The sequence below is a fragment of the Botrimarina colliarenosi genome (genome assembly GCF_007859955.1).
Taxonomy (GTDB): domain Bacteria; phylum Planctomycetota; class Planctomycetia; order Pirellulales; family Lacipirellulaceae; genus Botrimarina; species Botrimarina colliarenosi.
Genome location: NZ_SJPR01000006.1, coordinates 78,062 through 99,901, shown reverse-complemented (window position 1 = coordinate 99,901; position 21,840 = coordinate 78,062). Strand labels below are relative to the sequence as shown.

Annotated in this window: 9 protein-coding genes and 1 tRNA gene; 6 read left to right on the top strand and 4 right to left on the bottom strand. The window is 66.2% G+C overall.

The window, feature by feature from the left end:
* Window positions 1–55: 55 nt before the first annotated feature.
* On the bottom strand, window positions 56–2,422 hold the full coding sequence (locus tag Pla108_RS17960) for an ABC transporter permease (RefSeq protein ID WP_146446359.1): 2,367 nt from the start codon (window positions 2,420–2,422) through the stop codon (window positions 56–58).
* 252 nt (window positions 2,423–2,674) lie between these two features.
* The gene (locus Pla108_RS17955) at window positions 2,675–3,424 is read right to left on the bottom strand and encodes an ABC transporter ATP-binding protein (RefSeq protein WP_146446358.1); all 750 of its coding nucleotides are present in this window, start codon (window positions 3,422–3,424) and stop codon (window positions 2,675–2,677) included.
* 181 nt (window positions 3,425–3,605) lie between these two features.
* Between Pla108_RS17955 and Pla108_RS17950 the strand changes: the two genes are divergently transcribed.
* The 5 genes from Pla108_RS17950 (at window position 3,606) to Pla108_RS17930 (ending at window position 8,706) form a co-directional block, all read left to right on the top strand.
* Window positions 3,606–3,905, top strand: coding sequence for a MazG nucleotide pyrophosphohydrolase domain-containing protein (locus Pla108_RS17950; RefSeq protein WP_146446357.1), 300 nt, complete (start codon window positions 3,606–3,608; stop codon window positions 3,903–3,905).
* Window positions 3,906–4,020: 115 nt separating this feature from the next.
* On the top strand, window positions 4,021–6,285 hold the full coding sequence (locus Pla108_RS17945; RefSeq protein WP_146446356.1) for a hypothetical protein: 2,265 nt from the start codon (window positions 4,021–4,023) through the stop codon (window positions 6,283–6,285).
* A 97-nt stretch (window positions 6,286–6,382) separates the two neighbouring features.
* Entirely contained in the window at window positions 6,383–7,336 is a 954-nt protein-coding gene (locus Pla108_RS17940) for an ABC transporter ATP-binding protein (RefSeq protein ID WP_146446355.1), read from the top strand.
* A gap of 151 nt (window positions 7,337–7,487) precedes the next feature.
* Window positions 7,488–7,560: transfer RNA gene (locus tag Pla108_RS17935), tRNA-Glu, on the top strand.
* Window positions 7,561–7,803: 243 nt separating this feature from the next.
* Entirely contained in the window at window positions 7,804–8,706 is a 903-nt protein-coding gene (locus tag Pla108_RS17930; RefSeq protein ID WP_146446354.1) for a hypothetical protein, read from the top strand.
* Window positions 8,707–8,764: 58 nt separating this feature from the next.
* Here Pla108_RS17930 and Pla108_RS17925 read toward each other — a convergent pair whose 3' ends face one another.
* Window positions 8,765–13,048, bottom strand: a complete 4,284-nt coding sequence (locus Pla108_RS17925) for a tetratricopeptide repeat protein (RefSeq protein ID WP_197526676.1) — start codon at window positions 13,046–13,048, stop codon at window positions 8,765–8,767.
* A gap of 258 nt (window positions 13,049–13,306) precedes the next feature.
* On the opposite strand from Pla108_RS17925, the gene Pla108_RS17920 reads away from it, so the two are divergent.
* Window positions 13,307–14,797 (top strand): SDR family oxidoreductase, encoded by a 1,491-nt coding sequence (locus tag Pla108_RS17920; RefSeq protein WP_146446352.1) that lies wholly within the window; start codon window positions 13,307–13,309, stop codon window positions 14,795–14,797.
* A gap of 26 nt (window positions 14,798–14,823) precedes the next feature.
* Here the strand turns inward: Pla108_RS17920 and uvrA are convergent, their stop codons facing one another.
* On the bottom strand, window positions 14,824–21,840 hold the full coding sequence (uvrA, locus tag Pla108_RS17915) for an excinuclease ABC subunit UvrA (protein WP_146446351.1): 7,017 nt from the start codon (window positions 21,838–21,840) through the stop codon (window positions 14,824–14,826).

Sequence of the window (21,840 nt, the reverse complement as noted above, 5' to 3'; positions counted from 1 at the left end):
CGGAGGACGCGGAGGACGTCGTGACGATCTCCGCGTCCTCCGTGGCGATAGTTTCTTAGTCCCGAGATTTGAGCACCGCGATCAGGTCGAGGTGGTCGAGGCTGCGTCGCACCAACAGGCCCGACGCCGCCGAGGCGGCGAGGACGACCGAAGTCGCGATGCCGTAGGTCGAGCGTTCCACCACGAGCGGGAACCGGAACACCTCTTGGTCGACCATCGCTGTCAGCCCCCAGGCAAACCCGTAACCCATCACCCAGCCGAACGGCAACGCCACCAGCGTGAGCAGGCCGAGCTCGCCCAGCAAGATTGTCGATATCTCGCCACGGGTGAAGCCCACCACGCGGAGCGTCGCCAACTCGCGAGACCGCTCGCTCAGCGCGATCCGGGCGCTGTTGTAGACCACGCCGACAGCGATGATGCAGGCGAAGAAGAGGTTGATCTTCTTCATCGTGCCGAGGTTCTTGGCGACCGTGTCGTGAAAACTCTCAAGGGCGTTCCGTTTGACGGTCACGCTCGCGACCTTGGGCGTGTCCTTGAGGTCGCGGAAGGTCTGTAGTTTGAGCTCCGAGTCGGTCTGCAAGTAGGCCGCGTTGATGCGGGGCCCTTCGCCCATGAAGCGGTTGAGACCGTCGAGCGTCGTGTAGGCGTTGAGCCCCTGCAGGTCGTCGATCAACGAGATGACCGGCACGTCCTCGTCGGGGCGTTGCCCCTCGAGTGTCTCGACGCGGACGACGCCGCCCGCCTCGACGTGGAGCAGCCGGGCGAGCTTCGCCGACAGCATGAGGCCACCTGTCGGTGGCGGGTAGACGGCGCCGCTGCTATCGACCAAGCGGAAGAGCTGGCCCCCCTCGGGCAGTCCAACTAGCGAGACCCGGCGCTCGTGCTGCCCGTTGTGCAGCCGCGCGCTGACGGTCCGCAGGGGCTCGGCCCGCAGCACGCCGGGCGCGTGCTGCAACTCGTAGAGGATGTCGGGCGTGTCGGGCTCGATCGTGGCCACCATCATGTCGAAGCGCTGCACGCGGAAGAACTGCTGCTCCATCGTGAAGTCGACCGCGTCCTGAAGGAACTGCCCAACGATGATGATCGCCACGCTCAGCGCGATCGCGAAGACCGAGATCACGCTCCGCGCCGGGCGGCGTTCGAGTTGGCGGATGATCATGCGGGCCACGTTGGGGACCCACGCCCCCATGCCGATCCGTTCGAAGAAGCTCGGTTTGAACGAGGCGGGGGGCTCGGGCCGCATCGCCTCGGCGGGCGCGACGCGGACCGCCTGCCAGATCGAGCCGATCGCGCCGAGCGTCGCCGCCCCGCCGGCGGCCGCGACGCCTGTGGCGACTACGGAGGGCTTGAGCACGATGATCAGGTCGGGGTACTGGTACACCAGCGCAATCATCTGCGTGAAGACGCGGGCCAGGAACGCCCCGCCCGGGATGCCGATCGCCGAGCCGAGCAGGATGATCAGCAGCACTAGTTTGAGGTAGTGCCAGCCGATCTGAACGTTCGAGTAGCCGAACGCCTTGAGGGCGGCGATCTGCTCCCGCTGCAGCGCCAGGACCCGGCTCAGGACGACGTTCAACAGAAAGGCCGCGACCGAAAGAAAGATCGTCGGCGCAACCGTGCCGTGCACCTTCAGGCCGTCGATATCATTCGTGAGCAGCAGGTGTGAGAGCTGGTCCTTCCGGCCGTAGGCCCCGATGCCGCCGTAAGGCTCAAGCAATTGGTCGATGCGGAAGAGGGTCTCTTCGAGGTCGGCCTCACGCGCCAACCCGACCGCCAGGTCGTTGAACGCGCCGTCCATGTCGAACGCCATCTCGAGCGCTTCCTCCTGCATCCAGAAGACGCCGAACCGCTTCGGGTCGGGCACCAAGTCGCCCGGCTTGACCATGAAGACGTACTCGGGCGACAGCACCACGCCGACAATGCGGAGCGTCTTCTTGCGGCCGTTGAGGATCGCCGTCACCGAGTCGCCGACCCGCAAGTGATTGGCGTCGACGAACTTCTCGCTGGCGAGAACCTCGTCGTCGCGGCCCGGGGCAAGCCGCCGGCCGCGGCGCAGGTAGACGCGGTTGAGCACCGGCTCGCGGTTCTCTGGGAGCGAGATCAGCGTGCCGACCGCGGGCTCATCGAGCCCCGGAACATCGAGGTTCACCCCCTCGACGATCCGTGTCTCGACCCGAGCGACCCCCGGCAGCTCGGCGACACGCTCGCTTAAGGCGTTCGGCGCCCGCTTCGCCTTGGCGAAGACGTCGGCAAAGTTGTTCCGCTCGTAGAACTGATCGCGTGTCGTCTCGAGTGACGCCAACAGCGTGCGCGACTCGATCCAGGTGGCGACCCCCGCCGAGACCACCAGCGCAATCATCACCGCCTGACCGAGCATCCCCCGCAGGTCACGCAGCAGCTTGCGATCAAGAGCGGAAAGCATGGGGCTGGTTTTGAACCACGAAGGCACGAAGGACACAAAGTAAAGAGAACAGGAAGACGGAGCCCGCGAATGACGCGAATCGTCGCGAATGAGTTGAGGGTGGGTTTGTTCGGTAAGATTCTTACTGCCTCGTCTTCAGATTTAGATAGAGGCCATTTTAAGCCCTTGATTCATCCGCGCTTATTCGCGGGTAACCATCCACCTTTTGTGTCCTTCGTGCCTTCGTGCCTTCGTGGATCGCTATTCTTTGTTTCACCATTCGAGTTCGCTGGCAGCGACTTTCTTCGTATTCCGTTCTTCCCCCGCGATGCGGCCGTCGCTGATGTGGATCACCCGGTCGGCCATCTTGGCGATCACCGCGTTGTGGGTGATGACGGCCGTCGTCGCGCCGAGCTCGGCGTTGACGCGCTGGATCGCGTCGAGCACGAGGACGCCGGTGTGGACGTCGAGCGCGCCGGTCGGCTCGTCGCAGAGGAGAACGTCGGGGCGTTTCGCCACGGCGCGGGCGATCGCGACTCGCTGTTGCTCGCCGCCGGACATCTGCGACGGGAAGTGGTTCTTACGCTTATCGAGGTCCACGAGGGCGAGCGCCTCGACCGGGTCGAGCGGATTGGGGGCGATCTCGGTGATCAGCGCAACGTTCTCCCGCGCTGTGAGGCTCGGGATCAGGTTGTAGAACTGGAAGACGAAGCCGACATGGTCGCGGCGATAGCGGGTCAGCGCGCTGTCATTGAACGCGGTAAGCTTCTCGCCCCGGTAGAACACGTCGCCCGAGGTCGGCGCGTCGAGTCCGCCGAGGATGTTCAGCAGCGTGCTCTTGCCGCTCCCCGAGGGGCCGAGCAGCACGACGAACTCGCCGGGCCAGAGGTCGAGGTCGACGCCGTTGAGGGCGTGCACCGCGACCTCGCCCATCTGGTACGTCTTCACGACCGAGCGGGCGGCGAACACCGCGTCCTTCACGCCCTCGGCGCCGGTTGTTGCGGCGGTCGTGGGGGAGGGCATGCGATCTGGTCGGAGGCGTTGAGGCAAGGAGGTGACTTCCAGAGTATAACGGGCGGCGTCGCCGAGTCGGAACGTCGCGGCGCGTTGCCTTCGGCCGTCGGTCGGGGACGACGCGGCTCTCCCTCTACCCCCGTCCCCCGTCCCCCGTCCCCCATCACTAGCCCCTCGCCCCTCCAACCCCATGCAACTCGGCGACTTCCAGCAGCTCATCCGCGGCATGTACCACGAGAAGGACGTCGCCCGCGGGATCGACGGCACCTTCATGTGGCTGATGGAGGAGGTGGGCGAACTGGCGGCCGCCCTCCGCGAAGGGACCCTCGAAGAGCAGCGGGGCGAGTTTGCCGACGTCCTGGCGTGGCTCACGACGATCGCCAACGTCGCCGGCGTCGACCTCACCGAGGCGATCCAGGAGAAGTACGGCAGCGGGTGCCCCGGCTGCGGCCGGATGGCGTGCGACTGCGACGACGCCGAGAAGCCGTAATCCAAGCGCGTATAACCGAAGGGGGAAGGCGGAGCCGCCAACAGCAGTTAAGATAAACCGGCTTCTTATCCCCGCTTCCGCCACCCCGCTGTCCCCCCTCGCAACGTCCGCTGGTATGACGCGACTCGCCCGCCGCGCCGTGACCGTTGCGGCCCTGCTTGCTGTGGCTCTGCATGCGATGGGCGCCGCTGCGCTGGCGGCCGAGAAGCCAAAGATTGTCGGCGCCCACCTCGGGCTAGGCGACGGCTACAAGCTCGGTTGCTGGGCGCCGCTACGGGTTGAGGTCGAAGGGGGCGACACGCCGCTCGCCGTCACGGTGCTCGCCATCACGCCCGATAACGACGGCGTCGGCGTCGCCACGTCGGCGCCGGGCGGCCGCCCGCTGTCGACCGAGCCGGGCCGCGTCAGCGAGGAACGCCTGTACGTCCGCATCGGCCAGCAGAACGCGCCGGTCGAGGTCCGTATCTACGCCGACGGGCGCGAGGTCGACCGCCACCTCTTCCCCGTCAACGGTGGCGACCCGGCCAAGCTCGCCAGCGGCGAGGAACTGCCGCTCCCCCAGGCGGCCACCGACCGGCTGATCGTCCAGGCGGGCGCCGACGTTGGTGTGACGCCGCCCGAGTACGAGCTCCAGGCCAGCCAAACCACCACCGCCGTCACGTTGATCGACGACGCCGCCGACCTGCCGCGCGACGCCATCGGCTACGACGGCGTCAACCAGTTGGTCCTCGTCGCGGGCTCTCGGGCGGGCGGCGCTCAAGGGAGCTGGCTCGGCGCCCTCACGCCCAGCGACGACCGCGTCCGCGCGCTGGTTGAGTGGGTTAAGAGCGGCGGTCGGATCGTCGTGTCGTGCGGCGCCGGCGCGCCGGCGCTGCTCGCCCCGGGCGGGCCGCTCGCTGAATTCTCACCGGGAGACTTCGTCGGCCCCAGTTCGATCGCGGTCGCCACGGCCATCGAACGCTTCACCGACGCGCCCGACGCCGAGTCGATCGACCTCCGCGGCGGCGCGCTCAACGTCGCCTCGTTCGAAAACGCCCGCGGCCAGGTTCTCGCCTTCGCCGGCCGATCGGTCGACGAGACGCCGCTGATCTTCCGCACGCCGCTCGGGTTCGGCGAAGTGACCTTTGTCGCGTTCGACCTCGACGCCCCGCTGATCGTCGGCTGGAAGGGGCGGCCCCCGCTGCTCCGCCGGTTGTTGGGCATTGCGGGCGACGCCGCCTCGACCCAGCCGACCTACAACCAGGGCTGGTACAACGGCCAGGACTTGGTCAACGTGCTGCTCGCCCGGCTCGACAACCTGTTCACCGGCGTCCGCACCGCCCCCTTCCTAGCGATCGTGGGGCTGGTCGCACTTTACTTGCTGTTGATCGGCCCGGGCGACTACTTCTTCGTCAAGAAAGTGCTCGGCCGCGTCGAAGCGACTTGGGTCACGTTCCCGCTGCTGGTCGCCCTCACCAGCGCCGCCGCTTACTACGGCGCGTACTGGCTCAAGGGAGACCGCCTGCGGGTCAACTATCTTGAAATCATCGACGTCGATACGACGAGCGGCCAGTCGCGCGGCCTGCTTGTGACGCACCTCTTTAGCCCCCGTGCCGAGCGGTACGACTTGTCGCTAGCGCCCAAAACGCTTGCGGGCGAGCCGCTGACGCCGACTTCGCTCGCGACCGCGTGGCTTGGCAAGCCGGGCCACGGCCTCGGCGGGATGCAGACCTACCGCGGCAACGACCAAACGGGCGTGCGCCCCAACTACCAGATCGACGCCACGCCGCTGGTCACGGGCGTGGAACGCCACGCGAACCTTGTCGGCCTCCCGGTGCAGGTCTGGAGCACCAAGTCGTTGGTCGCCAGCTACGGCGGGCCGATCGACCGAGCCGTCGATTCGCGACTCGCGCCCAACCGCGACGGGCTGATTGAGGGGAACCTCACGAACGACACCGGCGTCGAGCTCTCCAATTGCCGGCTGCTGTACGGCTCGTGGGCTTGGAAACTCGGCGAGCTGGTCGATGGCGAGACCGTGACGGTCGACCCCAGCATTTCGCCACTGAAAATCACGACGCTGCTCGGCAAGGTTGAGAGCCTGTCCAACCCCTACGCCAACCAAAACCGGTGGAAGACGATCCCGGCGATCGGCGACGCGTTGTCGGCCGGCGCGATGGTCACCGCCAACGGCGAGCCGGCCAGCCGCTATCTCACCGACCGGGACCTCACCCACCACCTGGCCGCGGGCCGCGCGCTGCTGCTGGCGACGCTCGACGACGGGCCCCGTAGCGAGCTCGTTCGACCCGACTGCCCCCTGGTGAGTGACGAAGAAAACGCCAAGGAACCGAGCCGCCGGAGCTGGGTGTTTGCCCGGTTTATCTTGCCGGTCAGCGACGAATAGTGGCGACCCCCTCCCACGACCTACGTCACGGGCTCGCCGTCAACCGACTGAACTTCCCTAATTCTCGCGCCGAGCGTCTTTCAACCAGCGCCGTCCCATGATCGAGATCAAAGGCCTCACCAAGAAGTACGGCGAGCTGTTCGCTATCCGGGAGATCAATCTCTCGCTGGCGGCCGGCGACGTCTTTGGCTTCATCGGCCCCAACGGCGCCGGCAAGACGACCACGATGCGCATCCTCGCGACGCTGCTGCAGCCCACCTGGGGCGAGGCCTACGTCGCGGGCCACTCGATCTACACCGCCCCGAAAGAGATCCGCCGCGCGATCGGCTACATGCCCGACTTCTTCGGCGTGTACGACGACATGAAGGTGATCGAGTACCTCGAGTTCTTCGCCGCCGCCTACCGCATCCGCGGCGAGAAACGGCGCCAGGTATGCGACGACGTTCTGGAACTGGTCGACCTCGGCTACAAGCGCGACGCCTTGGTGACGAGCCTCAGCCGCGGCATGACGCAGCGTCTTGGCCTCGCTCGGGTCTTGCTGCACGACCCGCAGGTGCTGCTGCTCGACGAGCCGGCGTCGGGCCTCGATCCGCGGGCGCGGATCGAGATCCGTGCGCTGCTCAAAGAGCTCCGCAACATGGGCAAGACGATCATGGTCAGCAGCCACATCCTGCCCGAATTGGCGGACGTCTGTAACAAGATCGGCATCATCGAGCGCGGCGAGCTGATCGTGAACGCCGACGTGGCCGACGTGATGAAGCAAGTCCGCCAACAAATGGTCCTCAAGGTCGGCGTGGCCGATCGCGACGGCAAGACGCAAGAGGACGCCGCCAAGCTGCTCTCCAACCACCCGCAGGTGGAGAGCGTCGAGCCCCCCCCGGCCGGCCCCGCGACGGGTCCGCTGACGGTCACCCTCAAGGCCGACGCCCTCGACGCCAGCGAGGTCGGCCGGGCCCTCTTCGAGGCGGGCTACGCGGTCACGCTCCTGAAAGAAGACGAAATCAACCTCGAAACCGCCTTTATGACGCTGACCCAGGGGATCACGAGCTGACGCCGAGGGGGGCGAACCCGCCGCGTAAGTCCGCCAAGGCGTTATTCCCCCTCTCACTCCCCGATCCCGCATTTAGGCTAGGGGTCCTTGTCGGCGGGGCTTCGGGGGCCGATACTATGTGGCCCGGCGGCTGACGCGGCCGGGCTGTCCTGCCCCCATCGTCTAGTGGCCCAGGACACCGCCCTCTCACGGCGGAGACAGGGGTTCGACTCCCCTTGGGGGTACTTTTCTGGTTGGCCTCCCGCTCGCGGAGCGCCTTGCCGGGGCGCCTCTTTCCTCGGGGCCTCCGTTGTCTACAGTTGGTCTGCCTGACCCTAGGGCGGCTCGGCAGCGTGGCGCCCGTTCGGTGACCGGTTGGTGACCACCTTGTCCTCCCCCGGCGAGTCATGGCCTCCGCTTCCTCAAAAAAGCGGCGTCGACACCCAGCGGCTTGGCTCTCGACTATTACCTCAGCTACCTCCGCTCGTATGAATCGATGGATCCAGGTCGTCGCCCTCGCGCTCGCCGTTTGCTTCGCGGGGCGGACGGACGCGTTTGAGTTCTTCGAGGCCCTGACCGACGAGGCGGCGGGCGGGGATCCGACACGGTATGGACTCGCGCACCTCGCGGTGGTCTACGAGCATGAGATCTGGCCCGGCGAGTCGAAGTGGGGGTTCGGCGACCTCAACAAGCAGCGGGACACTTTTAGCGAGGGACACGTCCGCGCCTATATCCGCGACCGCTGGCCCGACGGGGGGCCCGAGCTATTGTGTCTCGACGTTGAGCAGTGGCCCCTCTACTGGACCCCTGACACAGCCGATCGCCGTGTGCCGCACGCGTTGCAACAAGAACGCATCGACCGTTTGCTCGCGCTGCTCGCGGTCTTCAAGGAAGAGCTTCCGACCACCCGCATCGGCTACTACTCGCTCGTTCCGTACGAGGCTTGGGCTTGGCGCCCTTCGGGGACGCCCTACAACGATTGGAGCTGGGAGCGGGTGAAATCGGCGTTGCGACTCATCAAGGCAGTCGATGTCTTCTTCCCCGAGCTCTATCCGCGGACCCGAACGGCCGCCGGCTTCCGTCGGTTCGCCCACTTCAACCTCGACGTGGCGGCGCGCGTCGCCGGCAGCCGCCCCATTCTCCCTTTTCTCAAACCCTTTGAAACCGCCGACGGGAAGACCGTCCCGCTCCCCGACGACGAATGGGCTTGGCAGATCGACGCCATCCGTAGCCACCGCGACGCCGACGGCCTGGTGATCTGGGGATCGCACCGTCTAGAGGGCTTCTCCGAGCCGCTCGGCGAGGCGTGGCTGCAGAGGATGGGCGCCGCCGCCCAAGCCGCTCGAGGGAATCGCCAATCGGAAATCGCGCCTCAGCGACCCCAACAGTGAGATCGCGGGGTCGTGACGCCGGAGGCGCCCCTTCCCTGGTCAGTACCCAGCTCCCCGGTCAGTACCTGGCCGGAGCCGTGTCTCCTTCGAGGGTGACGACCTTGCTCGAGAGGCGCAAGGCCCGGTCGGCAGACGCTTCGTAGGCGGGGTAGTCCTCCGCGGGATGCACGCCCACCGGCCGGCGAATCACCATCGTGATGTCGACCCCCCGTGTTTCAAAAGGCTCGGCGTCCGTCTGCCAATCGAAGGCCGGGTGCGACTCGCTCATCGTCCGACCCTTCGTCGAGGCGACCCGATAGCTCCCCGTCGGCAACAGGCGCGTCGCGGACCGGAAGGTCACCGGAGTGGTGAACTCGAACGGCGTCTTCCGCTCGTCGATCGAATCGGGGGTGCAGAAGAAAGTCGCCCAATGGTTGGGGATCGCGCCAACCAGCAGTGGCTTCTCCGCGACAACCTCCTGAAACGCGTCGGCGACCTCGTACTGGCACTGGATCACCAGCGGCTCATCAAGATCGGTCAAACCATTCAATTGGACTTCCCTGACCTTTACCGACCGTTTGTTGCCGATGATCTGCCGGAGCGTCTCACGCTGTTGCTCTTGATCCAAGTCCCGCATCGCCGACCGGAGCGTCGCTGAGAGTTGGGGGCCGAGCGTGACGACTTCGGTGACTTTCATGTTCGCCGCGCCGAGGTCGCTACGTCCCTCAACCGTCGCCGTCCGCTGACAATCGATCCAACCGTGGGACGCGTCCAAGCGGGGGGTCTCGATCAACCTTGGCTGTTCCGGATCGAGAACCAGCACGTGCTTCTGCGACAACCCCATCGGGATGCCGAGCATCGGGTCGATCGTCTTCTGGGTGAGGTCAATGACCCCCATCGGCGCGACGTCGCCGTTTCGTAACGGCATCTCGGGGACGCACACCACCATGTGGTCGAACTGATCGAGCGACGGGAGCCCCGGTTCCACGGAGCCCGAGGCGTTGACCAAAGCGAGGTGCGACCGGACGCCCGCTTCGCGCAGGAGATGATGGAGCAAGAGCGAGTGGTCTTTGCAGTCGCCGGTCCCGGCGCGACAGATCCTGCCGACGGGGTGCGGGATCACGCCGCGCATCCCGAACTCGAGGGCTTGGTAGGTGATCTTGTCCTGGACATGCCGCGAGACGGCCTCGATGCGTTCGGCAACGGTGCGGCAATCGCGGGTGACGTCCCGGGCGAGTTGCTGCGTGGTGTCATGGGGCTCGAGCGTCGCCGCGATCTCGCTGAGATGTTCGTGAGCCAAGTCGGCCCAGTCACGGGGCGCGTCGTTGAGCCGGACCATCGGCAGGTAGCTTTCGGGATCGCACTGGTGGCTCTCGGAAATCGCCTGCGGCGGGTCGCTCGCGATCCATGCGAGGGTCGAGGCGTCCGGTCGCTGGGTCTCGACGCCCGACGCCCGATAATCAACGGCGTCGGTGTCTCCGACCAGGAAGACCGCCGAGGTCACGGTCGGAGCCGCGGCGCAGAGGAAATCGGTCTCGAATCCAAACCCCCTCGATCGGCTGAGCGATTCGTGAGTTACCGTCAGGTCGATCGTGCAGCCGACCTGGACGCTCGGCACCGGGATCTTCACCACTTGATCGTACGTGTCCATGCCCGACGCGCCGTCGTCCATCACGTAGTAGTCGTCGATGGTTCCCCGCGCTAGTTCCTGACCATCGGCGGAGCGGACCACCAACTCGTTGACATAGAGCCGCTCACCGAGCGGGTTGAAGGACGTGGTCAACAACGTCATCTGCTCGACTCCCTGGCGGTTGAGCACCAAGACGCGTCGATGGACGGTGTAGCGACGTCGTTGACCGACCCGGTAGTCGTAGCCGACCGTTTGGCAAAGGTTGACGAACCCCTCCGAGTCGCCCCACTGCCGGTCGACAACGTCGGCTGCTTCCGGCAACGCAGCCGCGACGATCGCCGGTAACTCAACCGGTTCAATCGCTTCGCGGATCCGACGGTTGTCGCCTCGGCCGAGCAGAGCGTTCACTTGGGTCAGTAGCTCGGTCGCATCGCTGTTGCCGGGGCTGATCCGGAGGGCCTCCTGCAGCGCCTCGCGAGACGTCTCGTACTCACCCGACTGGATACGGAACCTGCCGAGCAGGGACCAGAAGACCGCCGCATCGGGCTGTTTTTTCAAGAACGCCTCACAAAGACGCTGGGCCTCCTGAAAACGGCCGGCCTCTTCGTACGCTTCCGCCAGGCCGAACGTCAATTCGACATCGCCGGGCGATCGGTTGAGAAGCTCGCAGAGCTGTTGGATCGCCTCCTCGTGACGGCCCGCCCGGCCGAGGAGGATCGCCCTGAGCTGACGTAACTGCGGCCCGCCGCGTTTGCTGATCGCCTCGTCGAAAGCGCTGATCGCTTCGTCAAACCGCTTGGCAGACACCGCCGCGTTGCCCATCGCCTGCAGCGACTCGTCGTCCAAAGGACCTGCACTGGCGAGCGCCGCAAAGGCGTCGATCGTCTCGTTGTAGCGATCGGTGAGTGAGAGGAGCTCGGCGTGAATCGACGCCAGCGGCGCCGCTCCGATTGGCCCTGCCGCGATCTCGTCGAGACGCTCAAGCGCAGCCGGGGCGCCCTCGGTCCTAAACAAGGCGTGAAGCAGGTTCACGGCGATCGCCTGATCGCCCGGATCGAAACGGACCGCGATATTAAAATGGGCGGCCGCGGCCGGATACTCCTCGCGTTCGTACTCGGTGATCGCTACCTCATTAATCAGCCTCGACAACGCCCGACGCAAACCGGGGTCGTCTGGCGGGTCCGCCGCGGTCAGAGCACCGCTGAGGGCGAATTGGTCAATCACCGCGGTTAAGTCGTTATCGAGCCCGGGCCGCGCGTTGTCCGTAAACGCGACAACTAGGTGAGCCGAACTTGGCGTGCGGATAACCCTCAGCCGGTAATGAAACTGCCTGCCCTCCACGACGCGGGTCGCCCGATAGTCACGGACGCCATCCGCGTGGGGCGGGAGGGCGCCCGACCGGCTCAACTCGGTGACCTCCTTGCCGTCGAATGCGAAATCGAGCGCCGCTAGGAGCGTCCGGGCCAGAACATCGAGGTCGGCCGACGCTTCCCCAAGCGGCATCGAGACAACGAGCGTTCGATCGGATGTCGCCCCGTGAACCGCCGCGAAGTTAGCGACTGGGAAGTCCAAACTCCCGGGGTTGACCTTGATCCAACCAGCTCCCGGCGGCTCGTAATGGTAGCCCAGATCGTCGCCCGGGCGCTGCGGCGTGGTGGCGACCAACGGCTCGCTCACGCCCCGATGCGGGTCGATCAGCCGGAACCCTCTCGTGAGCGCGAGAAACTCGGCCGAAAGCCTTTGTGTTTCTGCCGCCGGCGCCTCGGCGGTTAGCTGGTAAATGAATCCCGCCTTGACGCCATACCAAACCCGGATCGACCGATCGCCGTGGGGCGACGGATTGATCGCCTCGAAAGTGAAGCCGTTGATCCCCGCGACGTTCTGCGAACGCGTGGAGCCAACCGTCGCTGCGGGCGCCCTCCCCTTGAAGCCGGCGATCACCACCGCCTCAATCGCCTGGTCTCCCATCGCGATCGGCATGGGCCCCGCCGACACCGCGAATGTCATGGAGGCGTCGACCCAGCTGAACTGGACGGTGTGGAAGGAGGCCTCCTCGGTCGCCGCGTCTTCTATCCACTTCTCGTTTGGCAGGGTGAGCGTGTAATTGAACTCCTTGCTCGTGTGGTCGGGCGTCTCGGCAGGCGCCTCGTAAGAGACGGTCTTTTCGTAAGTCGCCCGACTCCGCTGAGGCTGCCGGGCGTGTGCCGGAGCGGCGTCGACGGTCCGCCGATCGCTGCTGCCGGGCGTTGTCGGCGGGCCGTCTCGATCTGCCCGACCGTCGGGGGCGACCTCCACGGCGAGAGCCGTTGGCGACGAGTCTCGCTCCGCGGGCGGGCGTGGCGTCTGTGAAATAATCGCGAAGCAACCGGCGCCGAGCAGAAGGCTGCACCACGCTATGGTCGAACCGCTTTCCGAAGCGGCCTTCCGGACGCGGAGGAGTCCGATCGCCGCCAGGAAGACACCGACCACCATGCCCAAGCACGCCGCGAGGCTCAGTAGCCCGACGACACTACGCGGCGCCAAGTCGTACCGTGCGAAAACAACCGCTGCGATCATTAGTAAGATCGACGCTAGCAGCCAGATCATCGACCTCGCACATCGCTTGTTGATCGTGGGCTGCCCGGCGGCCGAAAGCGCCTTGAGCAGTCCGATCGCGACGATTGCCGTTACAAACCCCGCATTTAGCAAGAAACTGCCAACACCGAGGCTGGCGGCGGCGAGCGGCGCTGTCATACCGAGCATCCTGTTCCTAGGCTCCGTTAAGCGTTCTGCTGGCAGTCGCGCGGCGGCAAGGTATCGGCGCCTGCGGATTCACGCAAGAACAGTGTCGACCCCCTCAACCTTGACGCAACGGGGTGATTATTCACATCGACACAGCGTGCCGATTCGAAGGAGGTTCGGAGGGGTGTGGTCGCCGTCGGGGTGTTTAGGCCTATAGTGCAAACCACCCGGCCCCGATCGTGCCCCGACCTCGACTCCCACTGGCGCCCGTTGACTGGTTCTAGCAATCGCGTTCTGCCCACCATCGCTGTCACCGGCGCCACGGGCTACGTCGGGGGACGCCTCGCGCCAATGCTCGTTGAGCAGGGCTACCCGATCCGATGCCTGGCGCGCGAGCCTCGCAAACTCAACGATCGCGATTGGAGAGCACTGCCGGGCGTTGAGGTTGTGCGTAGCGATCTCTCCGATCCGTCGGAGTTGGCGGCCCAGCTCGAGGGTTGCGACGCCGCCTACTACCTCGTTCATTCGATGGAGGCGGCGGGCGAGGCGTACGCGAATCGCGACCTTAAGCTTGCCGCTAATCTCGCGGAAGCAGCCGCCCGCGCCGGCGTGAAGCGGATCATCTATCTGGGAGGCCTCGGCGAGACCCAAGAGGACCTCAGCGAGCACCTCCGCTCACGGCGCGAAGTCGAGCAGGCGCTCGCCTCGACGGGCGTGCCGGTGACCGTCTTGCGAGCGGCGATCATCATCGGGTCGGGGTCGGCTTCGTTCGAGATCCTCCGCTACCTCGTCAACCGCCTACCGGTGATGATCACGCCGCGGTGGGTCCAGACGGAGTGCCAGCCGATCGCCATCGCCGACGTGCTGCATTGGCTCGTCGCCTGTCTTGCGACGCCCGAGACAACCGGCCGAGTGCTCGAGATCGGCGGTCCCGACGTGGTCACCTACCGTGAGCTCATGCAGATCACGGCCGGGGTGCTTGGGCTTCGGCGGCGATGGATCGTCCCCGTGCCAGTGTTGACGCCCCGACTCAGTTCGGCCTGGATCAGTCTCGTGACGCCGGTCACGTTCCGCATTGCACGCCCGCTGGCCGACGGGTTGCGGAATCGCGTCGTGGTCACCAACGACGACACGCAACGGCTGATGCCACACGACGCCTTGGGGGTTCGCGAGGCGATCACCCGGGCGTTGTCGCGACTGAAGGCCGACGAAGTGCCGACCCACTGGGCCGTCGCCGGGCCGATGCCGGGCGACCCCGACTGGGCCGGTGGCAAAGAGTTCCGCGACGAGCGCCAGATCGACATCCACGCCGACGCCGAAGCGGTCTTCCGGGCGGTCTGCCGCATTGGCGGGGGGCATGGCTGGTACTGGGGCGACCTGCTCTGGCGCCTGCGCGGCTTGATGGACCAGTTGGTGGGCGGTCCGGGGCTGCGCCGGGGCCGGCGCCACACCGAAGACATCGGCTACGGCGAGGCCCTCGACTTCTGGCGGGTCGTCGGCGTCGAACGACCCCGCTCGCTCGACCTCTACGCCGAGATGAAACTGCCGGGCGAGGCGCGCCTCGAGTTCGCGATCGACCCGACCGATGAACCGACGCGGTCGCGGCTCCGGATGACGGCGCGGTTCCGCCCGCGCGGCCTGCTCGGGCTCGCGTACTGGTACACCGTCCTGCCGCTGCATCACTTCGTGTTCGGCGGCATGCTGCGGGGCATCCAGCGCGCGGCGGAAGCGACCGATTCGCAACCGGCGAACGCCACGTAAGTTGATCTCTCTCGCCTAGCGAAAGGCTACGCCCCCGCGCCGCTGCCGTTCGCCTCGAGGTGCCGGCGGACAAAATCGGGCAAGTCGTCGCTGGTGAGCGCCTCTTGCGAGCCGAACCGGAGACGCACCGTGTCGCGGTCTTCGCGCCGCGTGTCGAGCTCCGCGTCGTCGGCGAGGCCCGCGAACTGGCCGAGTTGGACCGCTCCCTTGGGGCCGTTGAGGGCGAGCTCGACGTTCTCCGCCCGCTTTGTGACGATCGTCGCCCAGGGGTCGCTCTGGCCCGGCACCATGCGGTGCACCAGCACCTTGTTGTTCCACAGGTACTCGCCGTCGGGAGTCGCCTCGGCGACCATCTCGAGCAGTTCCTCGAGCAACTCGGGCTCCCACTTCACCTTCTTGCCGGGCGTAAAACCCTTACGAGCCAGGTGCCACTTCTGGCCGAGCACCTTCCAGGGCATCAAGTCCTCGGGCTTCTTCTCTTCGCGGCCTACGAATTTTTCGAAGCCGGCGACCGCTTGCTCGACCATCTTCCAGAAGGCGGGCGTGTCGATCTCCTTGAGCGCATGGGCGGCGACTTGCACCTCTTGCCACGGCCCGCGGAGGTTCTTGCACTGCACACGCGACGTCGAGCCGTAGGCCTCGATGTCATCGACGTCGTTCAGCGGCGGGAGGTCGAGTTCGGTCGACAGGGTGTCGCGGTTGAAGGTCCGCTTAGCGGTGCGGAACTTGAGCTTCACCAGCCAGCGCTCGCCGGTGAGGGCGTGGAAGAACCAGCCGTCCGACTTTTTCTGACCGGTGATCTCGACGACCGAGCGGTGGTTCCAGTTGGTGGGGGCGAAGTCGCCCTGGTCCTGGATGCGTCGTTCAACCATATCGAGCACTTTGCCGTCCCAACGACAGGGCGAGCCGTCGCGGCCGATGCGCTCCTTGGTGTGCCAGCGGCGGCCGTCCGCCTCCCACGGCATGGCGACCCCTTCGCCGACGTCGTCGAGGTCGAGGTCGCCTTCCTGCGTGTCGTCCTGGAGCTTGTAGAGCTTGCGTTTCTTGGCGGGTCCCTCGGCAAGCACGGCGGACAACGCGATCGCCGTATGGGAAAGGCCTTCTCCCTGCAAGTAGGACGCGGGGTCGCAAACGTGCTCCGGCGTCCCGCACGCTACGACCATGCCGCCCCCCTTGCCCGCCTCGGGGCCGATGTCGATCACCCAGTCGCACTGCTTGATGACATCGAGGTTGTGCTCGATGACGACGACCGTATTGCCAAGGTCGACAAGGCGATGGAGCACCTCGAGCAGCTTCGCAAGGTCGTCGAAGTGCAGGCCGGTGGTCGGCTCGTCGAGTAGGTAGAGCGTCTGACCGGTGTCGGGACGCGACAGCTCGGCGGCGAGCTTGACGCGTTGCGCCTCGCCGCCCGACAGCGTCGGCGCGGGCTGTCCAAGGTTCACATAGTCCAGTCCCACGTCGCAGAGCGTCTGCAGCACGCGACGGACCTTGGGGATATTGCTAAACAGCTCGAGCGCCTCGGCGCAGCTCATGGCGAGTACGTCGGCGATCGATTTTTCGCGGTAGCGGACGGCGAGGGTCTCCGGGTTGTAGCGCTGGCCGTGGCAGGTCTCGCACTCGACCCACACGTCGGGGAGGAAGTGCATCTCGATGCAACGCTGGCCGGCCCCCTCACACTCGTCGCAGCGACCGCCGGCGACGTTGAAGCTGAACCGCCGCGCCTGGTAGCCGCGGAGCTTCGCCTCGGGGAGTTGGGCGTAGAGCTGGCGGATCAGGTCGAAGACGCCGGTGTAGGTCGCCGGGTTCGACATGGGCGAATTGCCCAAAGCCGACTGATCGACGCGGATCACCTTGTTGATGTGCTGCACGCCGTCGATACGGTCGTGCGCGCCGGCGGTTGTCCCCGCGCGGTGCAGCGTCCGGGCCAGCTGGTTGTAGAGGATCTCGTTCACCAGCGACGACTTGCCCGAACCCGAGACGCCGGTAACGGCCGTCAGCGTCCCCAGTGGGAAGTCGACCGTGACGTTCTTGAGGTTGTTGTGCCGGGCGCCGATGACGCGGAGCCTCGACAAGCTGGGACTGAGGCGCCGGATCGCCGGGTTGGCGTCGCTGTCGGTCTCTTCGCTTCGGAGGTCCGTCTCTTGGATGCGTCGGTTCGACGGCACCGGGATCGCCTTCTTGCCAGACAGGTAAGGCCCCGTCACGCTGCCCCGTTTCTTCGACACGGCTGCCGGCGTCCCCTCGGCGACGACCTGCCCGCCGCCCCGCCCTGCGGCGGGGCCGAAGTCCATGAGTTTGTCGGCCGAGGCGACCACTTCCTTGTCGTGCTCCACGACCAGCAGCGTATTGCCGAGGTCGCGGAGCTTGTGCAGCGCCTTGATCAAGCGGGTGTTGTCGCGCGGATGGAGGCCGATCGTCGGCTCGTCAAGCACATAAAGCACGCCCACCAAGCCGCTGCCAACCTGGCTCGCCAGACGGATCCGCTGCGACTCGCCGCCAGAGAGGCTTGGCGCTTGACGGCCGATCGTCAGGTACTCGAGGCCGACGTCGACCAGGAAGGTTAGACGGTTCTGAATCTCGCGGACGATCTCGCCGGCGATTTTCCGCTCGCGGTTATCGAGTTCCCACTCGCCGATCGTCTCGAGGAGTTCGCCGAGCGGCGTGCGGACGATCTGTTCGATTGTTAACTGACGGAACTGCACCGCCGAGGCGTCGTCGCGTAGTCGGCTGCCGCCACACTCGCTGCATTCGATTTCGTCGACGAGGTGCTCAAGGGTCGTCCGCAGATGGGGCGACATCTTCGAGGCTTCTTCGAGCGCCGGGTAGAGCCCCTTGAATTGGAACTGGAGCCCGCCGGCGTCGATCCATTCGTCCTTCGTGCCGTAGAGCAGCGAGCGTCGCTGGCGCGCTGTGAGCTTGCGGTACGGGGTGTCGAGCGGGATGTCGGCGTGCTTCGCTAACGCCTCGAGGAGCTCTCTGGCCAGCTCGTTCGTCAACGAGGGCCACAGCAACAGAGCGCCCTGCGCGAGCGTCAGCTCCTCGTCACGGAGCAGCGCCGCCGGGTTGGCGCCGGTCTGGGTGCCGAGCCCTTCACAAGCGCCGCACCAGCCGAGCGAGCTGTTGAATGAGAAGTTGTGTGGTGTCAGCGTCTCGAAACTCCGGCCACACGACTCGCAGGTGAGGTGCTGGCTGTGGACCTTCACCGGCCACTTGCTCTCCGGCTTGTCGGGGTCGGGGTAGACGACGAGCATCACGCCGCGTCCCAGCCCGAGCGCCGATTCCACCGCCTCGGCGATCCGGCGGCGTCCCTGAGGTTGCACCGTCACGCGGTCGGCGACGACCGCCACGTCGTGACGACGCCGGCGGTCGATCTTCGGGGCGTCTTCCAACTCATAGGTCTGGCCGTCGACCCAGACGCGGCGGTAGCCGGTTTTCAACAGATCGGCGAACAAGTCGGCGTACGAGTCGGTCGCCCCGAGTTCGATCGGCGCCATCAGCTGAAGCTTCGTCCCCTCGGGCTCGGTCATAACCTTGTCGGTCACGTCGTCGGCAGTCTGCGTGCCGATGGGCGTTTCGCAGTCGGGACAGTGCGGCGTGCCGAGCCGCGCCATGAGGACGCGGAAGTAGTCGTAGATCTCGGTCACGGTGCCGACCGTCGAACGCGGCGTGTGGCCAACGGTCCGCTGCTCGATCGCAATGGCGGGCGACAAGCCTTCGATGTGCTCGACGGCGGGCTTTTGAAGCTGGCCGACGAACTGCCGGGCGTAGCTGCCAAGCGATTCGACGTAGCGCCGCTGCCCCTCGGCGTAGATGGTGTCCATCGCCAGGGACGACTTGCCGGAACCACTCGGCCCGCAGAAGACGGTCATCTGATCGCGGGGGATCGTTGCGTCGACCGAGCGCAGGTTGTGCTGCGAGGCGCCGCGGACCTCGATCGCCTTGATCTCTTTGGCGGGCTTCTTCTTCGCCTTGGCGGCCGGCTTAATCGCTTTGCCGCCGAGCAACGGCGCCAACGCCTCGGCGGTGTGGGAACGCAGAGACGGTGAGCCGGAGACGATTTGCTCCGGCGTGCCACAGCCGACGACCTGACCGCCGCCGGCGCCCCCTTCGGGGCCGATGTCGATGATCCAGTCGGCGGTCTTCACCACGTCGAGGTTGTGCTCGACGACGAGCACGGTGTTCCCCTGGTCGACGAAACCATGGAGCACCTTGAGCAGCATGTCGATATCGGCGAAGTGCAGACCGGTCGTCGGCTCGTCGAGCACATAAAGCGTCTTGCCGGTCGACTTCTTCACCAGTTCCTTGGCGAGCTTGATCCGCTGCGCTTCGCCTCCGGAGAGCGTCGGCGAGGGCTGGCCGAGCTTTAGGTAGTCGAGGCCCACGTCGTGGAGCGTCGACAGCTTGTGGTGGATCTGCGGGATCGACTCGAAGTGCTGCATCGCCTGGACGATGTCCATCTCGAGCGCGTCGGCGATCGAGGCGCCCTTGAACTCGACCTGCAGCGTCTCGCGATTGAAACGCTTGCCGGCACAGACTTGGCACGTGACCCAGACGTCCGCCAGGAAGTCCATCTCGAGCTTGTTGGCGCCGTTGCCGTCGCACGCCTCGCAGCGCCCGCCGGCGACGTTGAAGCTGAACCGCCCTGGCTTGTAGCCCCGCCGTTTCGACTCGGGCAGCTGCGAGTAGAGATTGCGGATGTCGTCGAACACCTTGATGTAGGTGCCGGGATTCGAGCGTGGCGTGCGGCCGATCGCCGACTGGTCGATTGCGATCACCTTGTCGAGGTGCTCGACGCCTTCGATGGCGTCGTGCTCGCCCGGCTCGCCCTTGCCCTTCATTAAGTCGCGGCGGAGCGACTCCATGAGGATGTCGTTGACGATCGACGACTTACCCGACCCCGAAACGCCCGTGAAGCAGACGAACGCGCCGAGCGGGATCTCGACCGTGACGTTCTTGAGGTTGTTGTGGCGGGCGCCGACGACGCGGAGGCATGGGAATTCGGATTGCGGATTTCGGATTTCGGATTGGTTCTCTTCGAGGCCCTCCTCCGAAGAATCCGCCTTCCGCGATCCAAATTCTGTAATCCGCCGCGTCTTGGGCACCGGGATCTCACGCCGGCCGCTGAGAAAGGCGCCGGTCTGGCTCCGCTCTTCTTTGGCGATCTCGGCGGCCGTCCCGACCGCGACCACCTCGCCCCCCTTCACGCCGGGCCCGGGACCGAAGTCGATCAGCAGGTCCGCCGCGCGCATCGTGTCCTCGTCGTGCTCGACGACGACGACGGTGTTGCCCAGGTCGCGGAGCCGTTCGAGTGTGCCGATCAGCCGGACGTTGTCGCGCGGGTGCAGACCGATCGAGGGCTCATCGAGCACGTAGGTAACGCCCACCAAGCCGCAGCCGACCTGCCCCGCGAGGCGGATCCGCTGCGTCTCGCCGCCCGACAGGGTCGGCGCGGTGCGGTCGAGCGACAGATAGCCGAGGCCGACGTCGGTCAAGAAGCCGAGGCGACCGCGGATCTCCTTGATCGCTTCGGAGGCGATCATCTGCTGCGATTTGCCCAACTCGAGCCCGCCGAAGAACGCGGCCGCGTCGTCGATCGACAGCCCGCACACGTCCGGGAGCGTCTTGGTAGCGGCGGCCTTGTCGAAAGCCGCGTCGGTGGTCGTCAGCCGGACGTTCGAAGCCTGCGGGTTGAGCCGGCGGCCGTCGCAGTCGGGGCAGTGCATGATCCGCATGTACTTCTCGAGCTGCCGGATCTGCATCTGGCTCTGCGAGGTGCGGTACTTCTCGAGCAGCTCGGGGATGATCCCCTCGAACTGTCCGCCATACTTCTGGGTCGCCCGGCCGGTCTTCCAGGTGTAGGTGATGTGGGCGTCGCCCGTCCCCCACAACCAGAGGAAGCGGTGCTCTTCGGGCATCTCGCTCCACACCGTCTCGAGGAGGGTCCCCTCCTCCAGGTCGAGCTTCCGCTCCATCGAGTCGGCGACGCCTTGGTAGAGGTGCCGCTTCCAGCGCCCCAGGTCGCGCCACCGGCCAACGAACGCCAACGCTCCGCCGGCGAACGACTTCGACGCGTCCTCCACGAGCGCCGTGGGGTCGAACGTGTACATCTCCCCCAGCCCGTCGCAGGTCAGGCACATCCCCTGGGGGCTGTTGAAGCTGAACAGCTGCGGAGTCGGCGCGACGAACGACAGCCCGCACTTCACGCAGGCGAAGTCGGCCGACAGGACGATGTCGCCCTCTTGGACGCCAACCTGCTTGCGTTTGGTCTTACCGCGACTGGTTTCGGGGACGTCTCCCCCTTCGGGCGTCTTCGACTTTTCGTCTTTCTCGACGGCTACGATCAGCGTGCCGCCGCTGATGCGGAGCGCTGTCTCGACCGCTTCGCTCAGCCGTCCACGGATCGTCGGGCTCGCCACGAGGCGATCGACCACCACCTCGATGTCGTGGCGGCGCTGACGGTCGAGCTGTGGCGCCGCGCTCAAGTCATAGACGTCGCCATCGACGCGGACCCGGACGAAGCCCTTCTTCAGTAGGTCCTCAAAGAGGTCGCGGTGCTCCCCCTTCTGCTGCATCACCACCGGGGCGAGCACCATGTAGCGGGTCTTCGGCGCCAGCGTGAGGATGCGGCCGAGGATCTGTTCACGGCTCTGCGCCGCGATCGGGTCGCCGCAACTCGGGCAATGCCCCTGACCGACGCGGGCGAAAAGCACCCGCAGGAAATCGTAGATCTCGGTGATCGTGCCGACCGTCGACCGCGGGTTGTTGCCCGATTGCTTCTGGGCGATCGAAATCGACGGGCTGAGGCCCGAGATGTGATCGACGTCGGGCTTGGGCATCTGCCCCAGGAACTGCCGCGCGAACGTCGAAAGACTCTCCACGTAGCGCCGCTGGCCCTCGGCGAACAGCGTATCGAAGGCCAGCGAGCTCTTGCCGCTCCCCGAGACGCCGGTGAGGCAAATGAGCTGGTTTCGGGGGAGCGTCACGTCGACGCCACGCAAGTTATGTTCGCGGGCGCCGCGGATAACGATATCAGAGGCGGGCAT